Origin of the sequence: Nocardia sp. CDC153, from assembly GCF_035818515.1 — a bacterium.
Lineage (GTDB): Bacteria > Actinomycetota > Actinomycetes > Mycobacteriales > Mycobacteriaceae > Nocardia.
The window spans coordinates 149583-175358 of sequence record NZ_JAYKYU010000009.1; the positions used below are offsets into that span (position 1 = coordinate 149583).

Sequence of the window (25776 nt, forward strand, 5' to 3'; positions counted from 1 at the left end):
ACCCACTCGAGGTGAGCCATGGCCGGGGTAGGCATTTCGAAGGTCCCCTTCAACTCATCGCCCCGGCCCACGCTCGGTGTGGAATGGGAGGTCGCGCTCGTCGACAAGCGCACGCGCGACCTGTCCAACACCGCCGCAGCGGTTTTCGAGGCCTGCGGTGATCTGCGCGCCTGGGACGGCACCCCGCAGATCACCAAGGAACTGCTGAAGAACACCGTCGAGCTGGTTTCCGGCAAGCACGACACGGTGGGCGAGGTGGTCGACGAACTGCGCGCCACCCAGGACGTCGTGCGCCGCGCCGCCGACGAGGTCGGCGTCGACCTGTTCTGCGCGGGCACCCACCCGTTCGCGCAGTGGTCCACCCAACAGCTCACGCGCAGTGCGCATTACGACGAACTCATCGAGCGCACCCAGTGGTGGGGCCGCCAGATGCTCATCTGGGGCGTGCACGTGCACGTCGGAATCTCCCACCCGGACAAGGTCTTCCCGATCCTCAACGCGCTGCTGCCGTCCTACCCGCATCTGCTGGCGCTCTCGGCCTCCTCGCCCATGTGGGCGGGCGTGGACACCGGCTACGCCAGCAATCGCGCGCTCATGTTCCAGCAGCTGCCCACCGCCGGACTGCCCTTCCAGTTCGAAAACTGGAGCCAGTTCGAGGAATTCGTGCGGGACCAGACGAAAACCGGTGTGTTCGAACAACTCGGCGGCATGCACTGGGACATTCGGCCCGCGCCCAAGTGGGGCACCATCGAGGTCCGCGTCTGCGACGGCACCCCGACCAAGTCCGAACTGGCCGCCATCGTGGCGCTGATCCACTGCCTCATCGTGGATCTCGACCGGCGCGTGGAGTCCGGCGAGACCCTGCCCGCCATCCTGCCGCCCTGGCATGTGCAGGAAAACAAGTGGCGCGCAGCGCGATACGGGCTCGACGCCATCATCATCACCGACGCCGACAGCAATGAGCGGCTGGTCACCGACGATCTGATGGACCTGCTCAACCGGCTCGAACCGACCGCCAAGAGCCTCGGCTGCGAGAACGAACTGGCCCTGGTCGCCGACATCCCCAAGCGGGGCGCGTCCTATCAGCGCCAGCGCCGGGTGGCCGCGGCCGCCCAGGGCGATCTGGTCGCGGTCGTCGACTCCCTGGTGCACGAACTCGAGCAGTAGGACCGGAGACGCCAGAAGCACCGGAACCAAAGGCGTCTTGTACGCTTGTGATTTCGGTTACGCCGAGTTGCGTGCGCTGTACGCGTGGCCAGCGACGATAACCCGCTGACCGGGGGCTGTTCACCCGACCGCATTGCCCACGTTCAACTGGGCACGGGGCTGGCGTTCATGCGGCGTTTACTATGGCTGGATGCTGCTCGACGACCCGCGCTCACGATCCGGCGGTGCCGCGCGCCGACCGGAAACGTGGACGCCGTCGCCGCGCGCCCGCCTCGCGGCGGTGTTGGGCATCGGTGCGGTGGCGCTGATCGCCCTGCAGATCGTCGCCTCCCGGCATCACTTCGTCGGACCCCTCGAGAGCATCTGGGACGACTTCGCCGGCAATGCCAAATCCTTCACCGTGCCGTGGGCCGGACTCGGGCTCGCCCTCATCGGGCTGTCGTGGCGGCGGCGCGCCTTCGCGGTCGGGGCGGCCCTGGGCATCGACCTTGTCTACCAAGGGATTCGATCGCTGAACGGCGGCCCGCTGGCCATGGGCAACGGGCCCGTGCTGGTGCTGCTCGCGATCCTCGCGCTCGCCTACCGGAAGTGGCAGGGCAGCGAGCGCGCCAACGCGCTGCACGCCGCCGCGCTCGGCATCCTGCTGGTGCTCTCCAGCAAGGTCGCCGACGTCTGGCTGGGCATCACCGTACTGGCCGGACCCCGCGTCCTCGACGAACACGTGATCCTGGTCGACCACGCGCTCGGCGACCCGTCCTGGATGATGGGGCAGCTGCTGGACTGGCTCGGTCCGGTCGCCTCCGCGGTGCTGCACTGGGTCTACATCGAACTGCCGCTGGGCGCCATGATCGTGACCGTCTGGCAACTGCGGAATGTGGTGCGGACGGGGGAGTGGCCGCGGCACTACCTGGTGCGGACCTTCCTGGTGCTCGGACTGATCGGGCCGATCTTCTACGTCGTATTCCCGGTCGTGGGGCCGATTTTCGCGTTCGGCGCGGACAGCACCTTCTCGCTGGGCCACTACTGGCCCGCCGTGGTGCCGCCGGTGGACCTCGCGCCCGGATCGATCGCCTTCGACCACTTCACCCCGCGCAACTGCATGCCCTCGCTGCACACCGCGTGGGCGCTGTCGATCTTCATCCACTCCCGGCGCGATCCCTTCACGGGCGCGCCCGCGCCCACCTGGCTGCGCTGGGGCGGCGCGTTCTGGCTGATCGCCACCCTCTCGGCCACCCTCGGGTTCGGCTACCACTACGGGGCCGATCTGGTCGCGGGCGCGGTGCTGTGCCTGACCGTCGAATCCGCGCTGCGCGCACCGGAACGCGACTGGGATCGCACCCGGGTGCGACTGGTGGCCGCCGGGGCCGCGCTCTTCGCTGGACTGCTGCTGTCCTACCGGTACCTCTCGGTCGGCTTCGCCGAGCATCCGGTGCCCGCGGGACTGATCGTGCTCGGACTGCTGGCCGCGTATGTGACGGCGTTCTACCGGACCTGGTTCGCGCGGATTCCGGCACCGGCCGCCGCGCTCGAAACGGCCGTGCGCGCCTGACCATTCGGGGTTGCGCGCCTGACTATTCGGGGTCGATCGGCCGCGGTGTCGCCGCGTCCGTCGCCTCGCCGCCCGGCGGGCGACTGCGGTGCAGCACCACCAACCCGGCCAGGCAGCCCGCCGCCACCAGCGCCGCCGTCCAGGCCGGGGTCGAGGTACTACCCGAGGTGACCGTGCACACCGTCGCATTGCCGGTGGACCGCACCGCGTACTCCCCGCGCGCCACGTAGTCGCGCATGCCCAGCACCGCCGACGGCACGAAGATCACCATGGTGCCCAGCACCCGACTCGGCACATAGCGCGGCCGCGCCGAGGTGAGCGCGAAACCGATGAGCCAGGAGACGACCGCGGCGCCGCCGACAATCAGCCAGGCCCAATCGGTATCGGCCGTGAGCGCCGTGGTGAGGCCGAGCATGATGGTCGCCGCCAGGCACGCCAGCGGAGCGCCATGCTTGCTGCCCGCCCACATGCCGCAGGCCGCCACCGCCACCAGCAGCGGAATCGACCAGGCGGGCAGCTCGGCCGCCACCGTGGCCGCGGCCACCGCGCTCAGACCCACCGCCAGCAGCACGATCTCGCCGTCCCGGCCCGGCAGCAGCATGGCCGCGATCATGGCGGTCCCCACCGCCGTCACCACCGCGAGGCCGATGCCCGCCAGACTGCCACCGTGCCGGGCCAGCCATTCCGCACTGGCCAGGGTCACCAGCACCAGCACCACGCCCGCCAGAATCGGCGCCATCGGCAATTCGATCGACAGGCGTTGCGCGACCGGGTGATTGCGATTGGCCAGGAAACCCAGCGCGGACAACCCGAGGGCCAGCAGCAGCATCCACAGCGGCGGCATATCCGTGGCATGCCAGTGGTCGGCGCTCGTCTCGTCCATGCTGCCGCCGATCCGCGGCACCGGATTCACCGAGCCCAGCAGCAGGCTGATCAGAATGCCCAGCGTCCATGCGAAGGCGGACAGCCGGTGATGCAGTACCGCCGCGGCTAGCGCGCCCAGCACCAGCCCGCCCGCCAGTGAATCGATGAAATTCATGGTGGACAGCGAGGAATGGGGGTCGGAGGCGTGGCCGAAGGTGTGATTGGCCAGCAGCACCAGCAGCCCGCCCACCGTGGTGCCCCACGCGACCTTGGTGCTGCCCACGGTGGTGAGCAGTACCGCCGCGATCATGGACACCAGCACCCCCGCCGAGATCGCCCGGGGCAGGCTGTAGGCCAGCAGATCGAGCTGGAGTGCGGAAGTCTGTGCGGTCCAGCCGAAGTCGATGGGCAGCGCCAGCGCCAACCCGGCAACCGTTGCTGTCACCAGTGCCGTGATCGTCTCGGCGGCGACCTGATACGACCTCACCTGCGCAAACCTACCGGCGATAGGCGGACCGGTCGGTTCGACTCGCCTACTTTGTGCGGATTCGGCAAACTTCGAATCCACCGTCAGAACGGACTAATCGGTCGCTTAGACGTAGCCGGAAGGATCGCCGGGCGGCCCGGAGGCATCGCGCTGCGCCGCGTACAGCCGCAACGACTCCACCTGAACCGGATCCAGCGACGGGCGCACCGCCTTGCGGGCCGCCGCCATATCGTCGGCGGTCACCTCCCCGGCCTCCACATCGCGGCGCATGGCCGCGAGGGCGGCCTCGCGCAGCAGGGCCGAACAGTCCGCGGCCGAATACCCCTCCAGGTCCCGAGCGAGCCGGCGCAGGTTCACATTCTTGGCCAGCGGCACGTGTGTGGCGGCGGTGCGCAGGATTTCGGTGCGGGCGTCGGCATCCGGCGGCGGCACGAAGACCAGACGCTCCAGGCGGCCCGGCCGGGTCAGCGCCGGATCGATCAATTCCGGGCGGTTGGTCGCGCCGACCACGACCACATCCCGCAGCGGCTCCACCCCGTCCAACTCGGTGAGCAGCGCCGCGACCACCCGGTCGGAGACGCCGGAGTCACTGGACTGGCCGCGACGCGGAGCCAGCGCGTCCACCTCGTCGAGGAAGATGAGCGAGGGCGCGGAATCCCGTGCGCGCTGGAACAACTCGCGCACCGCCCGCTCCGACGAGCCCACCCACTTGTCCATGAGCTCGGCGCCCTTCACCGCGTGCACGCTCAGCTGCCCGGTCCCGGCCAGCGCGCGCACCAGAAAGGTCTTCCCGCAGCCGGGTGGGCCGTAGAGCAGCACCCCGCGGGGCGGCTCGATGCCCAAGCGATGGAACGAATCCGGATGCTTCAGCGGCCACAGCACCGCCTCGGTGAGCGCCTGTTTGGTCTCGGCCATGTCGCCCACATCGTCGAGACTCAGGCCGCCGATGGACAATTCCTCCGAGCCCGACCGCGACAGCGGGCGAATGACCTCCAGCGCCCCGACCAGATCCTCCTGCGCCAACACCGGATCCGCGTGCTCCCGACTGGCCCGCGCGGCCGCCCGCAGCGCCGCCTCCCGGATCAGGGCCGCCAGGTCCGACACCACGAATCCGGGTGTCCGCGTGGCGATCTCCTCCAGCCGCAGGCCGTCGGTGGGCACCTTGCGCAGCAGCTGTTCCAGCAGCGCCGCCCGGACCTTGGCCTTGGGCAAGGGCAGCGACACCTCCCGGTCGAAGAGCTCCGGCCCGCGCAGTCGCGCGTCGATGCCGACCGCATTCGAGGTGGTGGCCAGCACGGCGACGGCCGGACGCGCTACGGCACAGCGCAATTGGTCCAAAATCAGCGTGGCCACCGGTTCCGGATCGGCGGGCAGCAGGGCGTCGATATCGGTGATCAACAGCACTCCGCCCGCGCCGGAACAGATTTCGGTCACCTTGTCCGCGACCGCGCGTAATCGGCTGCCGCTCTCGATCGCGCCGATCGCGGGGCCGTCGAGTTCGACCAGCCGCCGCGTGCCCACCACGGCCCGCGCCAGCGTCGCCTTGCCGACGCCCGCGGGCCCGGTGATCAAAACCCCCAAATGTGAAGTGGCCCCGAGGGCCTTGAGCAATTCCGGCTCGTCCAGCGCGAGATTCAACCATTCGGTCAGCTTGGCGGCCTGATTCTGCACGCCCGCCAGATCCGCCACCGCGACCGCCGCCGTGGGCGCGGTCGAGGCCGGGCGCTCCCGCACCACGATCGGGGCGGGCGAGGGCAGATCGGTGTCGTCGAGCAGGCCGTGGGGAGTGTCGGTGCCGCCGATGCTCCTGCCGAGGGTCACCACGGTGCTGGGCAGGATGGTGACCGCCCCGGGCTGCGGATCGGTGACCGTGACCTTGAGCACCTCCGAGGTCCAGGCGATCCCGAGATTCCGCAACGCCTGCCGGGCGGCGGCCGGATTGTCGGTGGCCAGCAGATCGCGCGGCAGCAGCGTGACGGTGTCGCCGACCGTCACGATCTTGCCCAGAAGTGCTTGCCGCAGTGTCGATTCCGGGATGGCCGTCATGGCGAGGCTGGAGCCGGTGACCGCGACCCGGCGGGCGTCGTAGACCGCCGCCGGTGCGATGGTGACGTCACCGTCCTCGCGCACCTTCGCATTGGACAGGATGACCTCGTCGAGCAGCGCGACACCGGTGCCGACCGCCTGCCCCGGCCGGAACGGCCCGACCACCGCGGTGGTGCGCCGCCCGCCGGTCAACGTGACGCCGTCGCCCGCCTGCAGGCCGAGCGCCATCATCACTTCGGGGTGCAGGCGCACCAGTCCCCAGCGGGCGTCCGCGCTCGAGGGGTTCCGGCGAGCGGTCAGCTTGATTTCCGGCACCCGTCAATTCTGCCTGGGGGTGCGGACCGACTTCACCGATTGGCGGCTTCAGCGATTGACGCGGTCCGGGAACCGATCCCGCTGTCCCGGGCGACGCAACCGCAGTCGGGCCGTGGAGACCCGCGGCACCCGACCGGCCAGCGGACGCTGACGGCGCTGGGCCCGGCGCTGCGCGCGACGCTCGGCGGGCTTGTGATGCCAGGTCTCCGGTCGCGCGGCCACCCAGCGGGCCGAGTGCACGGCGAAGGGGATGTGGCACAGGTACAGCGCGACCAACGCCATCATCAGGATCAGCGGATAGGTGACCAGCAGCGCGGCGACCAGACCGACCAGCACCAGCAGAATCGGCGCGGTGCGCGGTGCCACCGAGACCGACTTGATGGCCAGCGTCGGCAGCGTGCTCACACACAGCAGACCGGTGAGCACGGTCCACACCGCCACCACCGGGAAGCTGACCCACCAGCCGTCACCGAACTGCTCGGACAGCGCGATGGGCAGCAGCACGATCAGCGCGCCCGCGGGCGCGGGCACGCCCACGAAGTACTCGCGCTGCCAATCCGGTCGATTGTCGTCGTCCATCAGGGTGTTGAAGCGGGCCAGCCGCAACACCATGCAGACCGCGAACAGCAGCGCCAGGATCCAGCCGATGCTGTCGGCGTGCAGGAAGGTCACGTACAGCACCAGGGCGGGTGCGACGCCGAAGGCGATGGCGTCGGAGAGCGAATCCAGCTCCGCGCCCATCTTGGTGGTGGCGTCCAGCATGCGGGCGATGCGACCGTCCAGCATGTCGAAGATGGCCGCCGCGCCGACCAGGGCCAGCGCGATGCCCAGCTTGCCCTCCATGGCGAACTTCACCGCGGACAGGCCCGAGCACAGGCCCAGGATGGTCACCATGCTGGGCAGCAGGCGGACGGTGCGATTGCGGCGGCGCTGATCCGGCGCGGGCGCGAGTTGCTCCATCATGAATCCAGTTCGGCCAGCACCGTTTCCGCGCCGATGGTCCGCTGCCCCGGCGTCACCAGCGGTTTGGTACCGGCCGGGAAGTAGGTGTCCACGCGCGAACCGAAGCGGATCAGGCCGTAGGTGTCACCGATGTTCAGCTTGTCGCCCGCCTTCGCCTCGCAGACGATGCGGCGCGCCAGCAGACCGGCGATCTGCACCACCACCACGCGCTGGCCCGACGCGGTCTCGATGACCACGCTGTTGCGCTCGTTGCGCTCGCTGGCCTCGGGCAGGTCCGCGGACAGGAACTGGCCCTTCAGGTAGGCGACCTGCTCGACCAGGCCGCTCACCGGCACCCGCTGCACGTGCACGTCCAGCACGGACAGGAAGATGCTCACGCGCGGCAGCGGCGCGTCGCCCAGGCCGAGTTCGGCGGGCGGCACGGCGGTGTCGACGAGGGCCACCTCGCCGTCGGCCGGGGCCACGACCACACCGGGTCGGTTCGGCGGCACCCGGTGCGGGTGGCGGAAGAAGGCGGCGCAGGCCGCGGCGGCCAGCAAACCCGTGCGGCGCAACCACTTTCGCCGGTAGCCCAGGGTGGCCACGGCGAGCGGCGCCGCGACGAACGGCAGACCCGCGGGATGCAGCGGCGGAACGGCTTTGCGAACCAGGTCGGCCACGTGACCGAGGCCGGTCTGTTCCGGAGTGCCGGGCGGGGTGGGTCGGCGGGCCACAGGCTCCTCTTTCATGCGCGGACAGGTGCGGTCGTTGACCGCGATCACACGATACGGGAAGCGCGTTCGACGCTCGCGTTCTCGGTGACCGAACGCGAACGAACACGGGTGTGAACACTCGGTGAGCCACCTGGCAAAACCCCGCGATTGTGAGCATACGCACACGTATCAGGGGGTATCTCGGTTAATGTGAGGGAGCCTCATGTCTGCGGTGTCCTGAAGGTCCGCTTCTGGGGTGGGGAACCCGATGAAGGTCACGTTCGACGCGCAGTACATAGGAGAAGACCATGGCTGCTCGAATTGCCTCGATCAACGGGGTAGAGCACACGGCAATGCTCGGGCTCGGCGTGTACCGCCCGCAGCGAGTCGTCACCAACGATGAGGTCGCCGGACCCATCGATTCCAGCGACGAATGGATCCGGACGCGCTCCGGCATTCGCACCCGCCGCTTCGCCTCCCCCGAGGAGACGATCATTTCCATGAGCGCCGCCGCCGCGCGCGACGCCATCGAGGCCGCCGAGATCGACCGGACCCACATCGACTGCGTCATCGTCGCCACCTCGACCTGGCTGCTGCTCACCCCCGCCGCCGCCCCGCAGATCGCCACCGAACTCGGCCTGAACAATGTCGCCGCCTTCGACATCTCGGCCGGCTGCGCGGGTTTCTGCCACGCGGTGGCCCTGGCCTCGGACCTGGTCAAGGGCGGCACCGCCCGCCACGTGCTGGTCATCGGCGTGGAACGGCTGACCGACACGATCGACCCGACCGATCGCGGCACCGCCTTCCTCTTCGCCGACGGCGCGGGCGCGGTGGTGATCGGCCCCTCCGACGAAGCCGGCATCGGGCCCACGGTGTGGGGTTCGGACGGCACCCAGCATCACGCCATCCGCCAGGACAAGGACTGGATGGAGTTCTTCGCCGAGATCGACGAAAAGGGCCTCGACGCCGTCCGCCCCTATCTCGCCATGGAGGGCACGGCCGTCTTCCGTTGGGCCGCACACTCTTTGGAGAAGGTCTGCCGCGACGCCGTCGAACAGGCGGGCCTGACCCCCGAAGACCTCGACGCCATGGTTCCGCACCAGGCCAACGGCCGCATCATCGAGATCATGGCCCGGGTGCTGAAACTCCCCGACAGCTGCGCGCTGGCCAATGACATCGAGGAGACCGGCAATACCTCGGCCGCCTCGATCCCGCTGGCCATGGAGGCCATGATGCGCAAGGGCGACGCCAAACCCGGCGGCACCGCCCTGCTCATCGCCTTCGGCGCGGGCCTGTCCTACGCGGCCCAGGTCGTGACCCTGCCGAACTGGAAGTAGCTAACCCATATTCCAGGCGACGGTCACCTCGAAGGTGACCGTCTGCTGGCCGGGTTCGAGGTTGATGTTCGGCGCGGCTCCCGGCACGGCGTCGCGATACATGGGCGTCGGGGTGGGCGTTGCGCCGCTGCCGTTTTCGCTGATGGTCTTGACCGTCTTCAGCTTCAGACCGGACAGGTCCGCGTACTGTTGGGCCCGGCTCTTGGCGTCGTCGAAGGCCCGGGCGCGGGCGTCGGAGAGCAGTTTGGTGTTGTCCTCCAACCCGAATGTCACCGAATTGATGCGGGTGTCATTGCCCCCGGCCTGCACCGCCGCCGACAGAATTCCGGATGCCTTAGGCAGCTCCCGCACGGCCACGTGCATGGAGTTCGTCGCGCGATACCCGGTGATGTTGTGTCCGTCCGTCCCGTAGGTGGGCTGGACCGACAGGTCACTGGTCTTGATGTCCTCGCGCTTGGCCCCCGCGGTGACCATGGCGTCGGTGATCGCCTTGGCCTTCGCATTGGCCTGGTCGACGGCCGCGGACACATCGCCCGCGCTCACCTCGGTGCCCAGATCGGCATTGAGCACATCCGGTGTGCCCTGCACCTTTCCGGTTCCGGTGACGGTCACCGTGCGGTCACCGGAGTCGGAGCCGCCGCAGCCGGTGAGCAGCAGCGCGACGCCGACGGTCGCGGCGCAGATCGCTGAAAGTCGTCGCATAGGCCGAACCTACGCTCAGCTCTCCACGGTTTGCTTGATCTTGCCGAGGGTTTCGTGCATGCCCTCCAGAAGCGCGGCCTCGAAGGGCTGTTCGCCGCCGAACACGGTGTCGATGGTCTTCTGCAGCCACCACGGCAGCTTGCCGTTGGGGACATCGCGCCGCTGGATCAGGCGGGTGCCGTCGGCGGTGGGTTCGAGGGTGTAGCTCCAGACCGTCCGGTTCTCGGTCATGCGGAAGGCGATCGCCTTGTTCGGCTCGAATCGCACCACCTTCGAGGTGGTCGGGTAGACGTAGCCCGAGGCCTTGTTCAGGTTCACCGTCCACGTCCCGGTGCGCACCGGGCGCCCGAGCGGCCGCATGCGCAGGGTCTGCGGACTGAATTCGGGAATGCGCTCGAGATCGGAGACGACACTCCAGACCTTTTCCGGCGCGGCCGCGATATCGATACTGGCTTCGAGTTTGTTCGGCAACGCTGCCTCCGGGGACGTAACGATCGGTACCCGCATCGTAGTGCGGGGTGGCGTGGGTCACCCGGGCCGCGTGGCCCGGATCACGCCACCTCACCAGCACGTATAGCTCGCGCGTCGAGTTCATTCCCCTTGGTGAAAATCAACTAGATCACATTACGGCGGTGCAGATGTCCGAAATGTAATGAGCGGAGCACAATGTGGGATAGACGAAGCATCAGACACTGCCACCAGCTTCCGACTGGGAAACGTGAGGTGATCGGCCGTGAACCTGCGCTCGCTCCTGCATCGCAAGACCAGAACGGTTCCGCTCCTTCCTGCCGAAGAATCCGGTACCGATGCGGAGTCCACCACGACGCCGAAGCATTTCGTACGCAAGAAGGCCAACGGGGCCCTCGAAGAACGATTAGAGCGCCTGCTCACGCCGACCGAGCTGGATCTGGTTCAGCATCATCGGATTTGACTCCGGGTTCCATACTCGATAGGTGACTTCACCAGCTGCCGTGAAACCGGCCATCCTCAGCGTTGACGACGATCCGGGCGTCTCGCGTGCGGTCGTGCGGGACCTGCGCCGCCGGTACGGGGCGGACTATCGGATTCTGCGGGCGGAGTCCGGCGCCGACGCGCTCGAGGCGCTGCGGGAGATGAAACTGCGCGGCCAGCCGGTCGCGGTGCTGATCGCCGACTACCGCATGCCCGGTATGAACGGCGTCGAATTCCTCGAGCAGGCCATGGACCTGCATCCGTGGGCGCGGCGCGTGCTGCTCACCGCCTACGCCGACACCAATGCCGCCATCGAGGCCATCAATGTGGTCGACCTCGATCATTACCTGCTCAAGCCGTGGGATCCGCCGGAGGAGAAGCTGTATCCGGTCGTCGATGCCCTGCTCGAGGCCTGGCGCGGGGACGAGCACAAGCCGGTGACCGAGACCAAGGTGGTGGGCCACCGCTGGTCGGCCCGCTGCTCGGAGGTGCGGGAGTTCCTGGCGCGCAACCAGTTGCCGTATCGCTGGTACCAGGTCGACGAGCCGGAGGGCGCGCGGCTGCTGACCGCCGCCAATGCCACCGAGGACCAGTGCCCGGTGATCATCAACCCCAATGGCGATGTGCTGATCATGCCCACCGACGCGCAGCTGGCCCAGGGCGTGGGCCTGAACACCGTTGCCACCAGCGACTTCTACGACCTCATCGTGGTCGGCGGCGGCCCGGCCGGTTTGGGCGCGGCGGTTTACGGCGCGTCGGAGGGACTGCGCACGGTGCTGGTCGAACGCACCGCCACCGGCGGGCAGGCCGGACAGAGCTCGCGCATCGAGAACTACCTGGGCTTCCCGGACGGGGTCTCGGGCGCGCAGCTGGCCGACCGGGCGCGGCGGCAGGCCGTGAAATTCGGGGCCGAACTCATTACCGCGCGCGAGGTGGTGGCGCTCGAGGCGTGCGGTGCGGCCCGCGTGGTGCGCTTCGCCGACGGCGGCAGCGTCGCGGCGCATTCGGTGCTCATCGCGACCGGCGTCAACTACCGCCATCACCCGGCGCCCGGCGTGGACGAGTACACCGGCCGCGGCGTCTACTACGGCTCGGCCATGACCGAGGCCAGCGACTGCGCCGACAAGGACGTCTACATCGTGGGCGGCGCGAACTCGGCGGGGCAGGCGGCGGTGTTCCTGTCCCGGCGGGCCAAGACCGTGCACATTCTGGTGCGCGGCGAATCCCTCGAAGCGTCCATGTCGCACTACCTGATTCAGCAGATCGAACAGGTGCCCAACATCAAGGTGCACACCCGCACCGAGGTGGTGTCCGCCGACGGCGACGACCACCTCGAGCGGATCGTGCTGCGCAATAACGAGACCGGCACGGAAGAAAAGGTGGACGCGGAGCGTTTGTTCCTGTTCATCGGCGCGGCCCCGGAAACCGACTGGCTCGACGGCATCGTGAAGCGGGACGACAACGGCTACGTGCTCGCCGGACCCGATCTCATGGTCGACGGCGAACGGCCCGCGGGCTGGGAGCTGCCGCGCCCGCCACAGCATTTGGAGACCAGCGTCCCGGGCGTGTTCGTGGCCGGTGACGTGCGATCGGAATCCGCCAAGCGGGTCGCCTCGGCGGTCGGCGAGGGCGCGATGGCCGTCATGCTGGTGCACCGCTGGCTCGCGAAACAGTAGGAGTAGGGCACATGGGCAACACCCGATTGATCTGCGACCCGAACGAACTGCGACAGCTGTTCCTGTTCGAGAAGCTGAACGACGAACAGCTGGCCTGGCTGTGCCGCGACGGCCGGGTCGAGATGTTCGAACCCGGACTCGTCTTCCGCGAGGGCGATCCGGCCACCTGCTTCTACGTCCTGATGGACGGCGAGGTGCTGATGACCAAGATGTCGGGCGGCGAGGAGCTCGAGCTCGTGCGCACCGAGCACGTCGGCTCCTACGCGGGCGCGTGGACCGCCTACATGGGCGACAAGGTCGACCAGAACTACACCGCCTCGTTCTACGTGACCCGGCCGTCGAAGTTCTTCGTCCTGGACGCGGGCACCTTCGCGAAGATGATGCAGGACTGGTTCCCCATGGCCCTGCACCTGCTCGAGGGCGTCTTCTTCGGCAACCGCAATGCCAATGAGGTCATCGGCCAGCGCGAACGGCTGCTGGCGCTGGGCTCGCTGTCGGCGGGGTTGACCCACGAGCTGAACAATCCGGCCGCGGCCGCCGTGCGCGCCACCTCCTCGCTGCGCGACCGCGTGGCCGGGATGCGGCACAAGCTGAAGATGATGGCGCACGGCAAGTTCGACTCCAAGGCGCTCGAGTCGCTGGTGCAGCTGCAGGAGGAGGCGGCCGCGCAGGTCGCCAAGGCCCCCAAGCTCACCTCCATGGAGGCCGCCGACCGCGAGGACGAACTGGGCGACTGGCTCGAGGACCACGGCATCGCCAACGGCTGGGATCTCGCGCCCAATTTCGTGCAGGCCGGATTCGACACCGACTGGCTGGAGAAGGTGGCCGGCACCCTGTCCGGTTGCGGCGCGGACGTTTTCGAGGGCGCGATCCGCTGGCTCAACTACACGGTCGAGACCGAGCTGTTGATGAACGAGATCACCGATTCGACCACCCGCATCTCCTCGCTGGTGAACGCGGCCAAGCAGTACTCGCAGATGGACCGGGCCCCGTTCCAGGTGGTGGACCTGCACGAACTGCTGGACTCCACGCTGGTCATGCTGGCCCGCAAGATCGGCGACGACATCACGGTGGTCAAGGAATACGATCCGGCGCTGCCGCAGGTGCCCTGCTACGCGGCGGAATTGAACCAGGTGTGGACCAACCTGATCGACAACGCGGTCGCCGCCATGGCCGGGCGCGGCACGCTGACCATTCGCACCTATCGTGAGAACGACTGTGCCGCCGTGGAAATCGGCGACACCGGGCCCGGCGTCCCGGACGAGATCCGCACCCGCATCTTCGAACCGTTCTTCACCACCAAACCGGTCGGCGAGGGCACCGGCCTCGGGCTCGACATCTCGTTCCGGATCGTGGTGAACAAGCATCACGGCGACATCCGCGTCGAATCCGAGCCCGGGAACACCCGTTTCATCGTCCGCCTGCCCCTCGAGGCCACTACGGAAGGCAACTGATGACCGAGCAGATCGAAGGCATCGACCCCACCGTGCCGCCCAGCGGTGCGGGCTGCGTGGAGTGCGATGCCGCGGGCGGCTGGTGGGTGCACCTGCGCCGCTGCGCGCAGTGCGGGCACATCGGCTGTTGCGACATGTCGCCGAACCAACACGGCACCAAGCACTTCGAGAGCACCGGCCACCCGTTCATCCAGAGTTTCGAACCGGGTGAGGAGTGGTACTACAACTTCTCGAACAAGGAGATGTACGAGGGCGGCCCGGAACTCGCGCCGCCGCACGCGCATCCGGCGGACCAGCCGGTGCCGGGCCCGCGCGGGCGGGTGCCGGCCGACTGGCAGCAGCACCTGCACTGAGGCCCCGTCCTCTTCCGAGCTTTGTCTTCCGGGAGTGGCCTGTGCCGGGTACGCTCTGCGAGCGCCGGGCCGGGTCCGGTGTCAGGCACTTTCGGGAAGTTCGGAAAGCAGGGTATGAAGCGTCTTTCGATCGTCGCCCTCGCGGCAGGTGCGATGGCGTTGAGTCTCGCCGGTTGTGGTTCGGACAAATCCGGTGATGCGAACGGACTGAAGCAGGCCGGGACCACCACCACCGCCAGACCGCTTACCCCCGTCGCTTCCACCACCGCCGCCGCTCCCGTGGTCCAGCCGCCCGCCGACGCGCCCACCAGCGTCACGGTCGCCAAGAAGAGCAGCGCGCCCGCCGGGGCCCAGACCACCTGCGGCGACTTCCGCGATCTCACCGACGACGCGGAGAAGCAGGTGATCGATCAGATCCTGGCCGCCCATCCCGGATCCTTCCTGGAGGGCAATGCCAATATGGCCCTCGGCACGGCCAAGCTGGCCTGCCTGGCCTCGACGTATGCCAATATGCCGGTGGCCGTCGCAATCCGGGTGGCCCCCAAGTAATCCGGGTGGCTCCCAGGTAATTTCGCCGTCGATCTCCATTGGGGATCCATTGGCGACCCATCAGCGGCCGGGCGCACCGTGGCAACGTGTGGATACTCACCGCCGCGGGCCGCCGCCGCAGGCGTATCGTCCTCAAACGATTGCGTAATACGAGGACTGGGGTACCGATGGACGCCGACGGGCTGGTCGAATTCGAGCGACATCGGCCGCGCTTGTTCGCGCTCGCCTATCGCATGCTGGGCTCGGCCGCCGAGGCCGAGGACGCCGTGCAGGAGACCTACCTGCGCTGGGATGCCACCAATCGCGCCGAAATCCGTTCCGCCGAAGCCTGGTTGACCACCGTCCTGGTGAATCTGTGCCGCAGCTGGTTGGATTCGGCGCGCGCCCGCCGCGAGACCTATGTCGGCCCCTGGCTGCCCGAACCGGTCCCGACCGGCCGCGGCGAACTCGGCCCGCTGGAATCGGCCGAACAGCGGGAACTGGTCTCGATGGCCTTCCTGACCCTGGCCGAACGGCTCAGCGCCACCGAGCGCGCCGTCTTCGTGCTGCGCGAGGCCTTCGGCTACGCGCACCGCGAGATCGCCGACATGCTCGGGCTCACCGAATCCAATGCGCAGCAGGTGTATCGGCGGGCCGCGCACCGGGTGCGGGAGGAGCGCCCGCGCTTCGAGTCCGCGCCGGCGCATGCGCGCGAGCTGGTCGAGAAGTTCCTGAGCGCGGCGCAATCCGGCGATCTGGCCGCGCTCGAGTCCATGTTCACCGCCGATATCGTGGCCGTGGCCGATGGCGGCGCGAAGGTCCACGCGGCCAAGCGGCCCATTGTCGGCATCGCGGCCGTGCTGCGCTACCTGGCGGGTCTGTTCGCCAAGGTTCCCGATGCCACCTTCGCGATCGAGGAGATCAATGCCGCTCCGGCCTTCGTGGTCCATCAGGGGCAGAGCCTGGTGGGCGTCATGTCGGTGACCTTCGACGGGGAGCGGATCGCCGGGCTTCAGTTCGTGGTGAACCCGGACAAGCTGGCCTACTTCGCCCGTGTGGAGCGCGCGCTCACCGACGAAACCGCTGGATAGCGGCGGGTTTCGCGCCACGATTCGGCCTGTGGCGCAGGACACGTCCGGAAGCTGTCAGGGATCGCGGGGCTGTCCGGTCTAGAGGGTGTCGGTCGCCGCATGGGGCCGACGGTGTACCTGAAGCGAAAGGGAGCACTCTCATGACCGGACAGCATCGAATCGTCATCCTGGGCGCGGGCTACGCGGGACTGGCCGCGGCGCGGGAAGCCGTCAAGGCCAAGGACGCGCACGTCACCGTCATCGACCTGCACACCGAATTCGTCGACCGGGTGCGCCTGCACCAGGTCGTCGCCGGACAGGACGTGGCGCGCTGGGAACTGCGGAAAACCCTGGCCGCCAAGGGGATCGAGTTCATCAACGGACGCGCGGAACGCATCGACACCGCCGCCCGCCGCGTCGAACTGGCCAGCGGCGACGCCGTCGCCTACGACACCCTGATCTACGCCCTCGGCAGCCGCGCCGACCTCTCGATGGTGCCCGGCGCGGCCGAATTCGCCCACACCGTCGCCACTTCCGAGGATGTGCGCCGCATTCCCGCGCTCACCGGTCGGGTGGCCGTGGTCGGTGCGGGTGCGACCGGTCTCGAGACCGCCACCGAATTGGCCGAAACCCGACCCGATCTCGACGTCGTGCTGGTCAGTTCGGACGAACCGGGCGGCTGGCTGATCCCCAAGGCCGTGGCGCACATTCGAAAGGTGTTGGACCGCCTCGGCATTCAGGTGCGGGTCGCGAAGGTGGCGGCGGTGACCGCCACCGGCCTCGACCTGGTGGACGGCGGTCGCATCGACGCCGACATCGTGCTCTGGACAACGGGTTTCACGGTGCCCGAGGTGGCGGCCCGGTCGGGTCTGCCGGTCGACGGGCGCGGCCGGGTCCTGGTCGACGACCGGCTGCGGGTGCGCGACCTCGCCGACGTCTACGCGGTCGGTGACGCGGCGGTCATGGTCGGCTTCAACGGCCGCGAGGCGCGCATGTCGTGCCAGGCCGCGCAGCCCGCGGGCAAGTACCTGGGCGCGGCGGTCGCGGCCCGGTCGCGCGGCAAGCAGCCCGCGGGGTTCAAGCCCCGGTTCCTGCTCACCTGCATGAGCCTGGGTCGCCACGACGGTCTGGTGCAGTTCATGAAGGCCGACGATTCGAACGGCAGCGTGGCGATCACCGGTCGCCCGGCGGCCTGGATCAAGGAGCAGATCGTGAGCGCGGTCGGACGGGCGGCGAAGCTCTGAACCAGCTACGTAAAATCGTCAACCAGAGGTTGACCACAGCAAGGCGGTCAACCTAGAGTTGACGCATGACGAACTCCATCCGCCTCGACGATCTCATCGAGGGCATCAAGAAGGCCCGTCCCGACGATGTCCTGGAACAACTCTCCGACGCCGTGGTCCTCGGCAACCACATCGGCGAGGTGGCCGACCATCTGATCGGCCACTTCGTCGACCAGGCCCGCCGCTCCGGCGCCTCCTGGACCGATATCGGCCAGAGCATGGGCGTCACCAAACAGGCCGCGCAGAAACGCTTCGTGCCCAAGGCGCCCGCCGACCCGAGCCAGGCCGCGGCCCTGGATCCCAATGCCGGGTTCGCTCGCTTCACGTCCCGCGCCCGCCACGTCGTGATGGCCGCGCAGGAGGAGGCCCGGGCCGTCGGCAATCTCGAAACCCGTCCCGAACACCTGATCCTCGGGCTACTGGCCGAGCCGGAATCCTTGGCGGTCAAGGTGATCGAGGGCAAGGGGGTGTCCACCGACGCCGTGCGTCGGGTCGCCACCGCCGCGCTCCCCGCCGCCACCGGCGACCCGGTACCCGCTCTGATTCCCTTCGATGCCCAGGCCCGCAAGGTTCTCGAACTCACCTTCCGTGAGGCCTTGCGCCTCGGCCACAACTACATCGGCACCGAGCATCTCCTCCTGGCCCTCTTGGATCTCGAGAACGGTTCCGGTGTGCTGACCGGACTGGGCTTGGACAAGGACTCGGTGTCGGCCGATATCGGGAAGCTGCTCGGCGCGCTGCCGATCCCCGGTCTGACCGCCCCCGCCCCCGACTCGGAGTAGTCGGCGTGTCGCTCCACCATGCCATCGACCTGGTGTTGTAGGGCTCGTGACCGATCCCGCCGCACCGGGTCCCATGGTGTGAATGATGCGCCAGATACGATTGTGGAATGGCGGGCGACGAGGGTTCCGACCTAGTTGCGGGGGAAAAGCGCGCCGATCTGCTGCGCGCGCTCAGTTATGTCACCACCGAGGACACGCCGGACGGCGGCTACATCGTCAATGGTGACCTCCCACCCGAGGTCGCACCGCCATTCATCCGGGCCATCATGCGCATCGAGGCCGAACTGCTGCTGCAGGACGCCGAACTCGTGACCGTCGAGCACGGCGAGCCCCGCACGCCGGAGGAGCGCCGCACCGATGCCCTGATCGCCCTGCTGCTGCGCGTGGACGACCGTTCGCACTTCTCGTAGTCCTCGGGTGCGTTTCCGGTAGCTCCTCGGGGGACTCGGCCGCCGAGACGACTCGTGCGGCCATTCGCCGGTTCCGGGCAACCTTGCACTCGTTGGGGTCGAGTGCTAGAAATGGCTTTGGCACTCCGTACCCGTGAGTGCTAGGTCGGAACGGTGAGGCCGGTACCTCCGGTCGTCCGTCGCGGGCACCGAAGCTGACCAGATCATGCCCATCCCTGATCTGGAGGATCTCAACGCAATGGCCAAGACAATTGCGTACGACGAAGAGGCTCGCCGCGGACTCGAGCGTGGCCTGAACAGCCTCGCCGACGCTGTCAAGGTGACCCTGGGCCCCAAGGGCCGCAACGTGGTGCTGGAGAAGAAGTGGGGCGCCCCCACCATCACCAACGATGGTGTCTCCATCGCCAAGGAAATCGAGCTCGAGGACCCGTACGAGAAGATCGGCGCGGAGCTCGTCAAGGAAGTTGCGAAGAAGACCGACGACGTCGCGGGTGACGGCACCACCACCGCCACCGTGCTGGCCCAGGCGCTGGTCCGCGAGGGCCTGCGCAACGTGGCCGCCGGCGCCAACCCGCTCGGCCTGAAGCGCGGCATCGAGAAGGCCGTGGAGGCCGTGACCTCCTCGCTGCTCGGCACCGCCAAGGAGGTCGAGACCAAGGAGCAGATCGCCGCCACCGCCGGTATCTCCGCGGGCGACTCGTCCATCGGTGAGCTCATCGCCGAGGCCATGGACAAGGTCGGCAAGGAAGGCGTCATCACCGTCGAGGAGAGCAACACCTTCGGCCTCCAGCTGGAGCTGACCGAGGGCATGCGCTTCGACAAGGGCTACATCTCCGGTTACTTCGTGACCGACCCGGAGCGTCAGGAAGCGGTCCTCGAGGATCCGTACATCCTGCTCGTCGGCTCGAAGATCTCGACCGTCAAGGACCTGCTGCCGCTGCTGGAGAAGGTCATCCAGGCCGGCAAGCCGCTGCTGATCATCGCCGAAGACGTTGAGGGCGAAGCGCTTTCGACCCTGGTCGTGAACAAGATCCGCGGCACCTTCAAGTCCATCGCCGTCAAGGCCCCGGGCTTCGGCGACCGCCGCAAGGCCATGCTGGCCGACATCGCCATCCTGACCGGTGGCGAGGTCATCAGCGAAGAGGTCGGCCTGTCCCTCGAGACCGCCGGTCTGGAGCTGCTGGGCACCGCCCGCAAGGTCGTCATCACCAAGGACGAGACCACCATCGTCGAGGGCGCGGGCGACCCGGAGGCCATCAAGGGCCGGGTCTCGCAGATCCGCACCGAGATCGAGAACTCGGACTCGGACTACGACCGTGAGAAGCTGCAGGAGCGCCTGGCCAAGCTGGCCGGCGGTGTTGCGGTGATCAAGGCCGGCGCCGCGACCGAGGTCGAGCTCAAGGAGCGCAAGCACCGCATCGAGGACGCCGTCCGCAACGCGAAGGCTGCCGTCGAGGAGGGCATCGTCGCCGGTGGTGGCGTGGCCCTGCTGCAGGCCGCCCCCGCGCTGGACGCCCTGTCCCTGACCGGTGACGAGGCCACCGGCGCGAACATCGTTCGCGTCGCGCTGTCCGCGCCGCTGAAGCAGATCGCCTTCAACGCGGGCCTGGAGCCCGGCGTCGTCGCTGAGAAGGTCTCGAACCTCCCGGCGGGCCACGGCCTGAACGCCGAGTCCGGCGAGTACGTCGACCTGCTGGCCGCCGGCGTTGCCGACCCGGTCAAGGTCACCCGCTCGGCCCTGCAGAACGCGGCCTCCATCGCGGCCCTGTTCCTGACCACCGAGGCCGTCGTCGCCGACAAGCCGGAGAAGGCCGCCCCCGCGGGCGACCCGACCGGCGGCATGGGCGGCATGGACTTCTAGTCCGCGCCTCCGGCAACGGAATTGAACAAGACCAGGCCCGGTCACCTGACGGTGACCGGGCCTGGTCGTTAGCGGAGATAGGTGCGAGTGCCCGGCCACCATGCGGTGGCCGGGCACTCGGCTGTTTTCGTGGCGCAGTGTGTTTTTCGCGGCAGACTGGTCGGATGAGCGAGGCGCGGACGGGGATCTTCTGGGATGCGGTCGAGGGGCGTGCTCCAATGCCGCGAGCGGCGCAGACGCTGGGATTCGAATTCGTCGATGCCGACCCCGAATTGGGAACCATCGATGTGGCGTTCACCGCGACCGAGGCGTTCACCAACCCCATGGGTGAGGTGCTGGGCGCATTCCTCGCCGCGATGCTGTACGACACCGTGGGGCCCGCGCTGCTGGCGACCCTCGGTCCGGGCGAATTCCAATCCACCCTCGATTTGCAGGTGAGCTTCCTGCGCCCCGCCCGCGTCGGGCGGCTGCGCGGTACCGGCCGAGTGCTGCGCCGCGACGGTGACATCGCGTTCTTGGCGGGCGAGTTGCGTAGCGCGGACGAGGAACTCGTCGCCACGGCGACGGCGACGGCGCGCGTCATTTCGATTCGATGAAGGCGCGCACTACATTCCGCTGGTGAAGCGGGCGTTGCGGATGGCGTCGGCGCGTTCGGGGAGAACGGAGTCGACGAGGGCGGCGATGCGGCCCATGACCGGGGCCAGGCGGCGGGGTCGGTCGATGATGGCGTCGCAGATGATGTCACCGCCCTCCTCGGCCGTGAGGGCGTTGGCGGTGGCCTGCTGGTAGACCGGATTGGCGGTGATCATGTCGGTGCGCACCAGCGGCAGGTAGACGGCGGTGAATCTCAGGTTCTCGGTGTGGGTTTCGGCCTGCAGGTTGGTGGCCAGCGAGTCGAGGGCGGCCTTGGAGGCGACGTAGGCGGCATAGCCGGGACCGCCGTAGAGATTGGCGAGGGAGAGGATATTGATGATCTGGCCGTCGCCGTGCGCGCGCATGGCCGGTGTGAAGGCGAGGATGAGCCGGACCGCGGCGAAGTAGTTGAGCCGCATGGTGCGTTCGTAGTCGTGGAAGCGGTCGTAGGACTCGTCGAGGCGGCGGCGAATGGAGCGGCCCGCGTTGTTGACGAGAATGTCGACGCGACCGTGGTCGGCGAGCACCTTGGCGGCCATGGCGTCGAGCGCGTCGAAATCATTGAGGTCGCATGGGTAGGCGACCGCGCGGCCGCCGCGGGCCTCGATCTCGGCGACGGCGCTGTCGAGTTCGTCGGCGCGGCGCGCGACCAGCAGCACGGTGGCCCCGGCCGCGCCGAGTCGCAGCGCGGCGGCCCGCCCGATGCCGGAGGAGGCCCCGGTGATCAGCACGGTGCGCCCGGCCGCGGCGTCCGCGAGGGTGCGGTGCCGCCGCAGCCGCGCGAGGCTCACCTGGGTGTCCAGGCCGTGCCTGATTTTGTAAAGCAAACCGCTTAATTCCCGCATGCTCAGGAATGCTAAGTGGCCCAGCGCGATTCGGCGTCGATTCGGATCCAGGTCAGCGCCCCCAGCGCAGCACGGTGCTGCCGATGGACATGCCGCCGCCGAACGCGGACAGCAGTATGTGATCCCCCGGCGCGAGGGCCCCGGCCCGCTGCGCGGCGTCCAGGGCGATGGGCACCGACGCCACACCGGTATTGGCGAACTGCTCGACCACCAGATGATGGCTGGCATTGGGCAGTTCGAGCGCGGGCGCGAGATCGCGCAGCATCGCGCCATTGGCCTGATGCGGAATGAAATGGCGCACAACGGTTTCGGAAATTCCGGTGGCGTGCAGGACCTCCTTGATGGACAACGGCAACTGAGCGGAGACGAAGTCCCGCACGGTCCGCCCCGCCATGGCGAAGTAGTGGGCCTTGTCGTCGGGATCGAGCCCACGCGCCGGAATCCGACTGCCGCCGGCCGGGACTCGAATGGTGGCGTGCAGATCGCCGTGGGTGCGCAGCACGGTGCCGAGCAGTCCGGCGGGCGGCTCGACCGGTCCGAGCACGACGGCTCCCGCCCCGTCGCCGAACAGCACCGCGGTGCGCCGGTCGGTGGGATCGATGATGCCCGAGTAGATGTCGGCCCCGATGACCAGCCCGTATCCGCCCGAATCGAGCATGCCCGCAGTCGCGCGCAGGGCGAAGAGGAAACCGGTGCACACCGCGTTCACGTCGAAGGCGGCCGCGCCGTCCGCGCCGAGCAGATGCTGAACGAGCGCGGCGGTGGCGGGCTGCGGATGGTCGGGGGTGGAGGTGGCGACCACGATGTAGTCGAGTTGGCCGGGCCGGATTCCCGCGTCCGCCAGGGCGGCTCGCCCGGCCGCCGCGGCCAGATCCGAGGTCGCCTGTCCGGGTGCGGCGTAGCGGCGGGTGCGAATGCCGGTCTTGGTGAGGATCCAGTCCTCGGTGACGCCGGTATTGGCGGCGATCTCGGCATTGCCGACCACGCGGTCGGGGAGATAGGAGCCGGTGCCGAGGACCCCCACCGCGCGGTCGGCGGGCACGGGCAGTTCGAGCGGTCCCGCCTGGGTGTAGGCGATGGCGGGAGACTGTTCAGTTGTCATGTTCCACGGAAACTAGGGATCGCGGCGGGCTTGCGAAACGGTTACAACCATCGTGGTGAAAAGTCGAGTGGCACAAGCCAATTCGATCGGTCGACCGGTTCCGTTCAGTGGTGGGCGCAGCTGTACGCCAGGACGGCCTTTCCGTCGCCCTGTCCGGGCAGTTCGCGGCAGTGCTGCCGGATCCACGTCAGTCGGTCGTCTTTCGCCGGGGTGATCAAGGCCAGGCCGACCTCACCGGAGTCGATCATGCGGGCCACCTGCTCGGTGGTGGGAACCGGCGACGCACCCGTGAATCCGCCGATGCTGGGCACCTGCTCGCCGCCGACCAGGATGAAGGGTGAGGCCAGCGCGGTCGTGAAGGTGAGCAGCGGATAGCGCGGGCGGCCCGGCGTTTTCGCCAGATCCCGATTCAGCTGTTCGGCGCTGCCGATCGAGGAGGCCATGAACCCCTGGGTGACCTGCCGCGCCTGGGCGGATTCGTACGGGGTGTCGAGCGGCCCGTAGCCGTCGACCACCACCGAGACCGCGGCGGCGGTCGGCGCGGCCAGCGCGGCGACCAGTAGCAGTGCGGTCGCCAGCGCCGCGCGGGCGCGGATCGCGGCCGCGATGATCAGCACGCTGGTGATGACGAGTCCGGCACGCACCCAACCCGGTGCGGCGGCGGACAGCCACCAGCCGTAGGCCGCGGTCGCGGCGACGCCGATCAGGCCGAGCGCCCGTACCCGTCGATCCGCGGAGGCGCGGAAAGCCTTGGCCCCCATACCGATCAGCGCCGCGACCGCGGGTGTGAGAACGGCCAGATAGTAGGGATTCACCGTGCCGATCACCAGGAACACGGCCACATGAATGAGCAACCAGCCGCCCCACAGGACCACTGCCGCGGTCTCGCGATCCGTCCGCGGTCGCCGCCGCGCGGCCCAAGCCAGTGCGACGAGGCAGAGCAGCGCGAGCGGAATCAGCCATCCGGCCTCACGCCCGCCGCCACCGCCGAAGAGATGGTCGAAGCGATTGTCCGGTCCGAGCACGAGTTCCGCCCGATACCCGGTCTGGTTCCCGGCGGTAGTGAAATTGGCGGCCCCGATACCGAATCCGTCATTGGTCCGACTGGCCCCGTTGTAGACGAAGACCTGCTCGAACAGCGAATTGTCGGAACTGCCGTCGACATAGGGTCGATGCGCGGCGGGCAGCAGGCTCACCAGCGACATCCAGCTCAGCGACACGGCCGCGGCGATCGCGCCGAACCAGACGAGTCCGGGCAGACGCTGCCGCAGTTCGCCGCGCGACGCGGCGAACAGCACCGCCGCCACCAGGGCCGGGACGATCAGCCAGGCCTGCACCATCTTCGCCTGGAACGCCAGCCCGATGCACAGCCCGCAGTACAGCAGATTCCGCGTCCGTCCCGACACGATGGCGGCCGCCGCCTGATCCGCGGCCAGCACCAGCAGCAGCACGAGCAAGGTGTCGGAGATATTGCCGCGATTCAGTGCGACCGTTCCCGGTGCCACGGCCGCCACCACCGCGGCGACCAGCGCCGCGTAATGGCCCGACAACCGCCGCACCGCCCGATACAGCACGAGCACGGTCAGTACGCCCTCGATGACCTGCGGCAACAGATACGCCCAGAGATGCGGCCCGAAGATCCGCACGGACAGCGCCTGAATCCAGATGGCCCCGGGCAGTTTGTCGATGCTGATGGTCGCGGCCGGGTCGAAGGCGGCGTAGAAGAAGTTGTGCCAACTCATGCTCATCGAGCGAGCGGCGGCGGAGTAATAGAGGTGCGGGGTCTGCGCGCCGATGCCCCACGCGTAGAGCACCGCGGCCAACGCGGCGACGGCGAGCAGTGCCGGCCGGACCCACCGCGGCTGATCCGCCGGGCCCCGCAACCAGCGTGACCAGTCGATTTCGTTCCGTACGGGAAGTGCGAGTGCCCCTGCCACAGGCCCAATCTCGGCCCGCCGCGCAGCGTTGTCAAAGGAATTCCACCCCTGGGTGGAGGGGTTCGGAGCGGAATCGTCCCGGAGTTGTAGTGGGGCGGATGACAGATGGTCAGCGTGGCGGATGGCGTTCGGAGAGCGTGGCGGCGATGTCGACGGGCCGGAGGCTGAGCCGTTCGGCCGCCGCCGCCACCGCCGAGCGGACCGCGGCCTCGTCGCGATGAGTCGGGTCGTAGAGGAGTTCGACCAATTCCATGGCGGCGATCGCCTGGTCTTTGGTGAGGGCGCGACCCGGTAACCAGCTAACGCGCCAGTCGGTTTCTTTATCGCCGCCGGGAAGCCGTTCCGCGAACTCGTCGACGACCGCGCTCGTTATCGACCACTCGCAGACGTACACGCAAGCCAATTTAGACCTCTGACCAGCCGATTTGACTCTGTTCGTAGCAACACGTAACTTATTCCAGGTCAGAGCGACACGGACACCGACCCGGAGCCCCAAGGGCCTGGGAAACGAGGTTGGACGAGGAGCGCCTGATGATCACACTAGCTTCACCTGACCAGCGGATTTGGTTCCGTCGAGACGGCTGGGCTAAGCTGTAAAAGTTGCCTCACGATCGAGCGGGACATAGCGCCCGGGAGATCGTTTGTGCGTGTGTTCTTTGAGAACTCAATAGTGTGTCGATGAATGTCAGTGCCAAATATTTTATTTGGTTCCAATCATTCTCCCCCCGTGAGGGTGGTTGGACATTTTTAGTCAGCTTAATTTCCGAGC

24 protein-coding genes are annotated in these 25776 nt (G+C 68.3%); 14 read left to right on the top strand and 10 right to left on the bottom strand.

Annotation, left to right across the window (positions count from 1 at the left end; translation table 11 throughout):
- Positions 1–18: 18 nt before the first annotated feature.
- The gene (locus VMT65_RS36910; RefSeq protein WP_326313335.1) at positions 19–1167 is read left to right on the top strand and encodes a glutamate--cysteine ligase; all 1149 of its coding nucleotides are present in this window, start codon (positions 19–21) and stop codon (positions 1165–1167) included.
- A 190-nt stretch (positions 1168–1357) separates the two neighbouring features.
- Positions 1358–2716 carry a phosphatase PAP2 family protein gene (locus VMT65_RS36915; RefSeq protein WP_326313336.1) on the top strand — a complete coding sequence of 453 codons (1359 nt, stop codon included), beginning with the start codon at positions 1358–1360 and terminating at the stop codon, positions 2714–2716.
- Positions 2717–2738: 22 nt separating this feature from the next.
- Here VMT65_RS36915 and VMT65_RS36920 read toward each other — a convergent pair whose 3' ends face one another.
- The 4 genes from VMT65_RS36920 to VMT65_RS36935 form a co-directional block, all read right to left on the bottom strand.
- Positions 2739–4067, bottom strand: a complete 1329-nt coding sequence (locus tag VMT65_RS36920) for a hypothetical protein (protein ID WP_326313337.1) — start codon at positions 4065–4067, stop codon at positions 2739–2741.
- Positions 4068–4172: 105 nt separating this feature from the next.
- A complete protein-coding gene (locus tag VMT65_RS36925) occupies positions 4173–6428 on the bottom strand; it encodes an AAA family ATPase (protein ID WP_326313338.1) in 2256 nt (751 codons plus the stop codon).
- A gap of 48 nt (positions 6429–6476) precedes the next feature.
- Positions 6477–7391 (bottom strand): CDP-diacylglycerol--serine O-phosphatidyltransferase, encoded by a 915-nt coding sequence (gene pssA / locus VMT65_RS36930; RefSeq protein WP_442790388.1) that lies wholly within the window; start codon positions 7389–7391, stop codon positions 6477–6479.
- A complete protein-coding gene (locus tag VMT65_RS36935; RefSeq protein WP_326313339.1) occupies positions 7388–8104 on the bottom strand; it encodes a phosphatidylserine decarboxylase in 717 nt (238 codons plus the stop codon). Before VMT65_RS36935 ends, pssA begins: the two co-directional genes overlap by 4 nt.
- A gap of 287 nt (positions 8105–8391) precedes the next feature.
- Here VMT65_RS36935 and VMT65_RS36940 point away from each other — a divergent pair, with 287 nt between their 5' ends.
- Complete coding sequence (locus tag VMT65_RS36940) at positions 8392–9420, top strand: beta-ketoacyl-ACP synthase III (protein WP_326313340.1); 1029 nt, start codon at positions 8392–8394, stop codon at positions 9418–9420.
- On the opposite strand, the gene VMT65_RS36945 is transcribed toward VMT65_RS36940, so the two are convergent.
- Positions 9421–10122, bottom strand: coding sequence for an SIMPL domain-containing protein (locus VMT65_RS36945; RefSeq protein ID WP_326313341.1), 702 nt, complete (start codon positions 10120–10122; stop codon positions 9421–9423).
- 15 nt (positions 10123–10137) lie between these two features.
- Positions 10138–10593 carry an SRPBCC family protein gene (locus VMT65_RS36950; RefSeq protein ID WP_326313342.1) on the bottom strand — a complete coding sequence of 152 codons (456 nt, stop codon included), beginning with the start codon at positions 10591–10593 and terminating at the stop codon, positions 10138–10140.
- Between the two features lie 262 nt (positions 10594–10855).
- Between VMT65_RS36950 and VMT65_RS36955 the strand changes: the two genes are divergently transcribed.
- The 11 genes from VMT65_RS36955 to VMT65_RS37005 all read left to right on the top strand — a co-directional run bounded on the left by VMT65_RS36955 (position 10856) and on the right by VMT65_RS37005 (position 21086).
- Positions 10856–11053, top strand: coding sequence for a hypothetical protein (locus tag VMT65_RS36955; protein WP_326313343.1), 198 nt, complete (start codon positions 10856–10858; stop codon positions 11051–11053).
- 22 nt (positions 11054–11075) lie between these two features.
- Positions 11076–12749 carry an FAD-dependent oxidoreductase gene (locus tag VMT65_RS36960; RefSeq protein WP_326313344.1) on the top strand — a complete coding sequence of 558 codons (1674 nt, stop codon included), beginning with the start codon at positions 11076–11078 and terminating at the stop codon, positions 12747–12749.
- Between the two features lie 11 nt (positions 12750–12760).
- On the top strand, positions 12761–14203 hold the full coding sequence (locus VMT65_RS36965) for an ATP-binding protein (RefSeq protein ID WP_326313345.1): 1443 nt from the start codon (positions 12761–12763) through the stop codon (positions 14201–14203).
- Positions 14203–14556: a UBP-type zinc finger domain-containing protein gene (locus VMT65_RS36970; RefSeq protein WP_326313346.1), complete on the top strand. Its 354-nt coding sequence runs from the start codon at positions 14203–14205 to the stop codon at positions 14554–14556. Before VMT65_RS36965 ends, VMT65_RS36970 begins: the two co-directional genes overlap by 1 nt.
- Positions 14557–14670: 114 nt before the next feature.
- Positions 14671–15105, top strand: coding sequence for a hypothetical protein (locus VMT65_RS36975; RefSeq protein ID WP_326313347.1), 435 nt, complete (start codon positions 14671–14673; stop codon positions 15103–15105).
- 167 nt (positions 15106–15272) lie between these two features.
- On the top strand, positions 15273–16175 hold the full coding sequence (locus VMT65_RS36980; RefSeq protein ID WP_326313348.1) for an RNA polymerase sigma-70 factor: 903 nt from the start codon (positions 15273–15275) through the stop codon (positions 16173–16175).
- Between the two features lie 140 nt (positions 16176–16315).
- Entirely contained in the window at positions 16316–17398 is a 1083-nt protein-coding gene (locus VMT65_RS36985) for an NAD(P)/FAD-dependent oxidoreductase (protein ID WP_326313349.1), read from the top strand.
- 65 nt (positions 17399–17463) lie between these two features.
- Positions 17464–18219, top strand: a complete 756-nt coding sequence (locus VMT65_RS36990; RefSeq protein WP_326313350.1) for a Clp protease N-terminal domain-containing protein — start codon at positions 17464–17466, stop codon at positions 18217–18219.
- A gap of 107 nt (positions 18220–18326) precedes the next feature.
- A complete protein-coding gene (locus VMT65_RS36995; protein ID WP_326313351.1) occupies positions 18327–18629 on the top strand; it encodes a hypothetical protein in 303 nt (100 codons plus the stop codon).
- Between the two features lie 238 nt (positions 18630–18867).
- Complete coding sequence (groL, locus tag VMT65_RS37000; RefSeq protein ID WP_326313352.1) at positions 18868–20490, top strand: chaperonin GroEL; 1623 nt, start codon at positions 18868–18870, stop codon at positions 20488–20490.
- A 164-nt stretch (positions 20491–20654) separates the two neighbouring features.
- The gene (locus VMT65_RS37005; protein WP_326313353.1) at positions 20655–21086 is read left to right on the top strand and encodes a PaaI family thioesterase; all 432 of its coding nucleotides are present in this window, start codon (positions 20655–20657) and stop codon (positions 21084–21086) included.
- Between the two features lie 9 nt (positions 21087–21095).
- Here the strand turns inward: VMT65_RS37005 and VMT65_RS37010 are convergent, their stop codons facing one another.
- From VMT65_RS37010 to VMT65_RS37025, 4 genes are all read right to left on the bottom strand, one after another.
- On the bottom strand, positions 21096–21968 hold the full coding sequence (locus tag VMT65_RS37010) for an SDR family NAD(P)-dependent oxidoreductase (protein WP_326313354.1): 873 nt from the start codon (positions 21966–21968) through the stop codon (positions 21096–21098).
- Positions 21969–22020: 52 nt separating this feature from the next.
- The gene (locus tag VMT65_RS37015) at positions 22021–23070 is read right to left on the bottom strand and encodes a 3-oxoacyl-ACP synthase III family protein (protein ID WP_326313355.1); all 1050 of its coding nucleotides are present in this window, start codon (positions 23068–23070) and stop codon (positions 22021–22023) included.
- A 104-nt stretch (positions 23071–23174) separates the two neighbouring features.
- Positions 23175–25007: an ArnT family glycosyltransferase gene (locus VMT65_RS37020; protein WP_326313356.1), complete on the bottom strand. Its 1833-nt coding sequence runs from the start codon at positions 25005–25007 to the stop codon at positions 23175–23177.
- A 109-nt stretch (positions 25008–25116) separates the two neighbouring features.
- A complete protein-coding gene (locus tag VMT65_RS37025; RefSeq protein WP_326313357.1) occupies positions 25117–25401 on the bottom strand; it encodes a hypothetical protein in 285 nt (94 codons plus the stop codon).
- Positions 25402–25776 lie beyond the last annotated feature (375 nt).

What these genes read in the sequence shown, in the direction of transcription:
- VMT65_RS36910 (WP_326313335.1), top strand. Translation starts at nt 19, where the DNA reads ATGGCCGGGGTAGGCATTTCGAAGGTCCCCTTCAACTCATCGCCCCGG.
- VMT65_RS36915 (WP_326313336.1), top strand. Translation starts at nt 1,358, where the DNA reads ATGCTGCTCGACGACCCGCGCTCACGATCCGGCGGTGCCGCGCGCCGA.
- pssA (WP_442790388.1), bottom strand. Translation starts at nt 7,391, where the DNA reads ATGATGGAGCAACTCGCGCCCGCGCCGGATCAGCGCCGCCGCAATCGC.
- VMT65_RS36940 (WP_326313340.1), top strand. Translation starts at nt 8,392, where the DNA reads ATGGCTGCTCGAATTGCCTCGATCAACGGGGTAGAGCACACGGCAATG.
- VMT65_RS36945 (WP_326313341.1), bottom strand. Translation starts at nt 10,122, where the DNA reads ATGCGACGACTTTCAGCGATCTGCGCCGCGACCGTCGGCGTCGCGCTG.
- VMT65_RS36965 (WP_326313345.1), top strand. Translation starts at nt 12,761, where the DNA reads ATGGGCAACACCCGATTGATCTGCGACCCGAACGAACTGCGACAGCTG.
- VMT65_RS36970 (WP_326313346.1), top strand. Translation starts at nt 14,203, where the DNA reads ATGACCGAGCAGATCGAAGGCATCGACCCCACCGTGCCGCCCAGCGGT.
- VMT65_RS36975 (WP_326313347.1), top strand. Translation starts at nt 14,671, where the DNA reads ATGAAGCGTCTTTCGATCGTCGCCCTCGCGGCAGGTGCGATGGCGTTG.
- VMT65_RS36980 (WP_326313348.1), top strand. Translation starts at nt 15,273, where the DNA reads ATGGACGCCGACGGGCTGGTCGAATTCGAGCGACATCGGCCGCGCTTG.
- VMT65_RS36985 (WP_326313349.1), top strand. Translation starts at nt 16,316, where the DNA reads ATGACCGGACAGCATCGAATCGTCATCCTGGGCGCGGGCTACGCGGGA.
- VMT65_RS36990 (WP_326313350.1), top strand. Translation starts at nt 17,464, where the DNA reads ATGACGAACTCCATCCGCCTCGACGATCTCATCGAGGGCATCAAGAAG.
- VMT65_RS36995 (WP_326313351.1), top strand. Translation starts at nt 18,327, where the DNA reads ATGGCGGGCGACGAGGGTTCCGACCTAGTTGCGGGGGAAAAGCGCGCC.
- groL (WP_326313352.1), top strand. Translation starts at nt 18,868, where the DNA reads ATGGCCAAGACAATTGCGTACGACGAAGAGGCTCGCCGCGGACTCGAG.
- VMT65_RS37005 (WP_326313353.1), top strand. Translation starts at nt 20,655, where the DNA reads ATGAGCGAGGCGCGGACGGGGATCTTCTGGGATGCGGTCGAGGGGCGT.
- VMT65_RS37010 (WP_326313354.1), bottom strand. Translation starts at nt 21,968, where the DNA reads ATGCGGGAATTAAGCGGTTTGCTTTACAAAATCAGGCACGGCCTGGAC.
- VMT65_RS37015 (WP_326313355.1), bottom strand. Translation starts at nt 23,070, where the DNA reads ATGACAACTGAACAGTCTCCCGCCATCGCCTACACCCAGGCGGGACCG.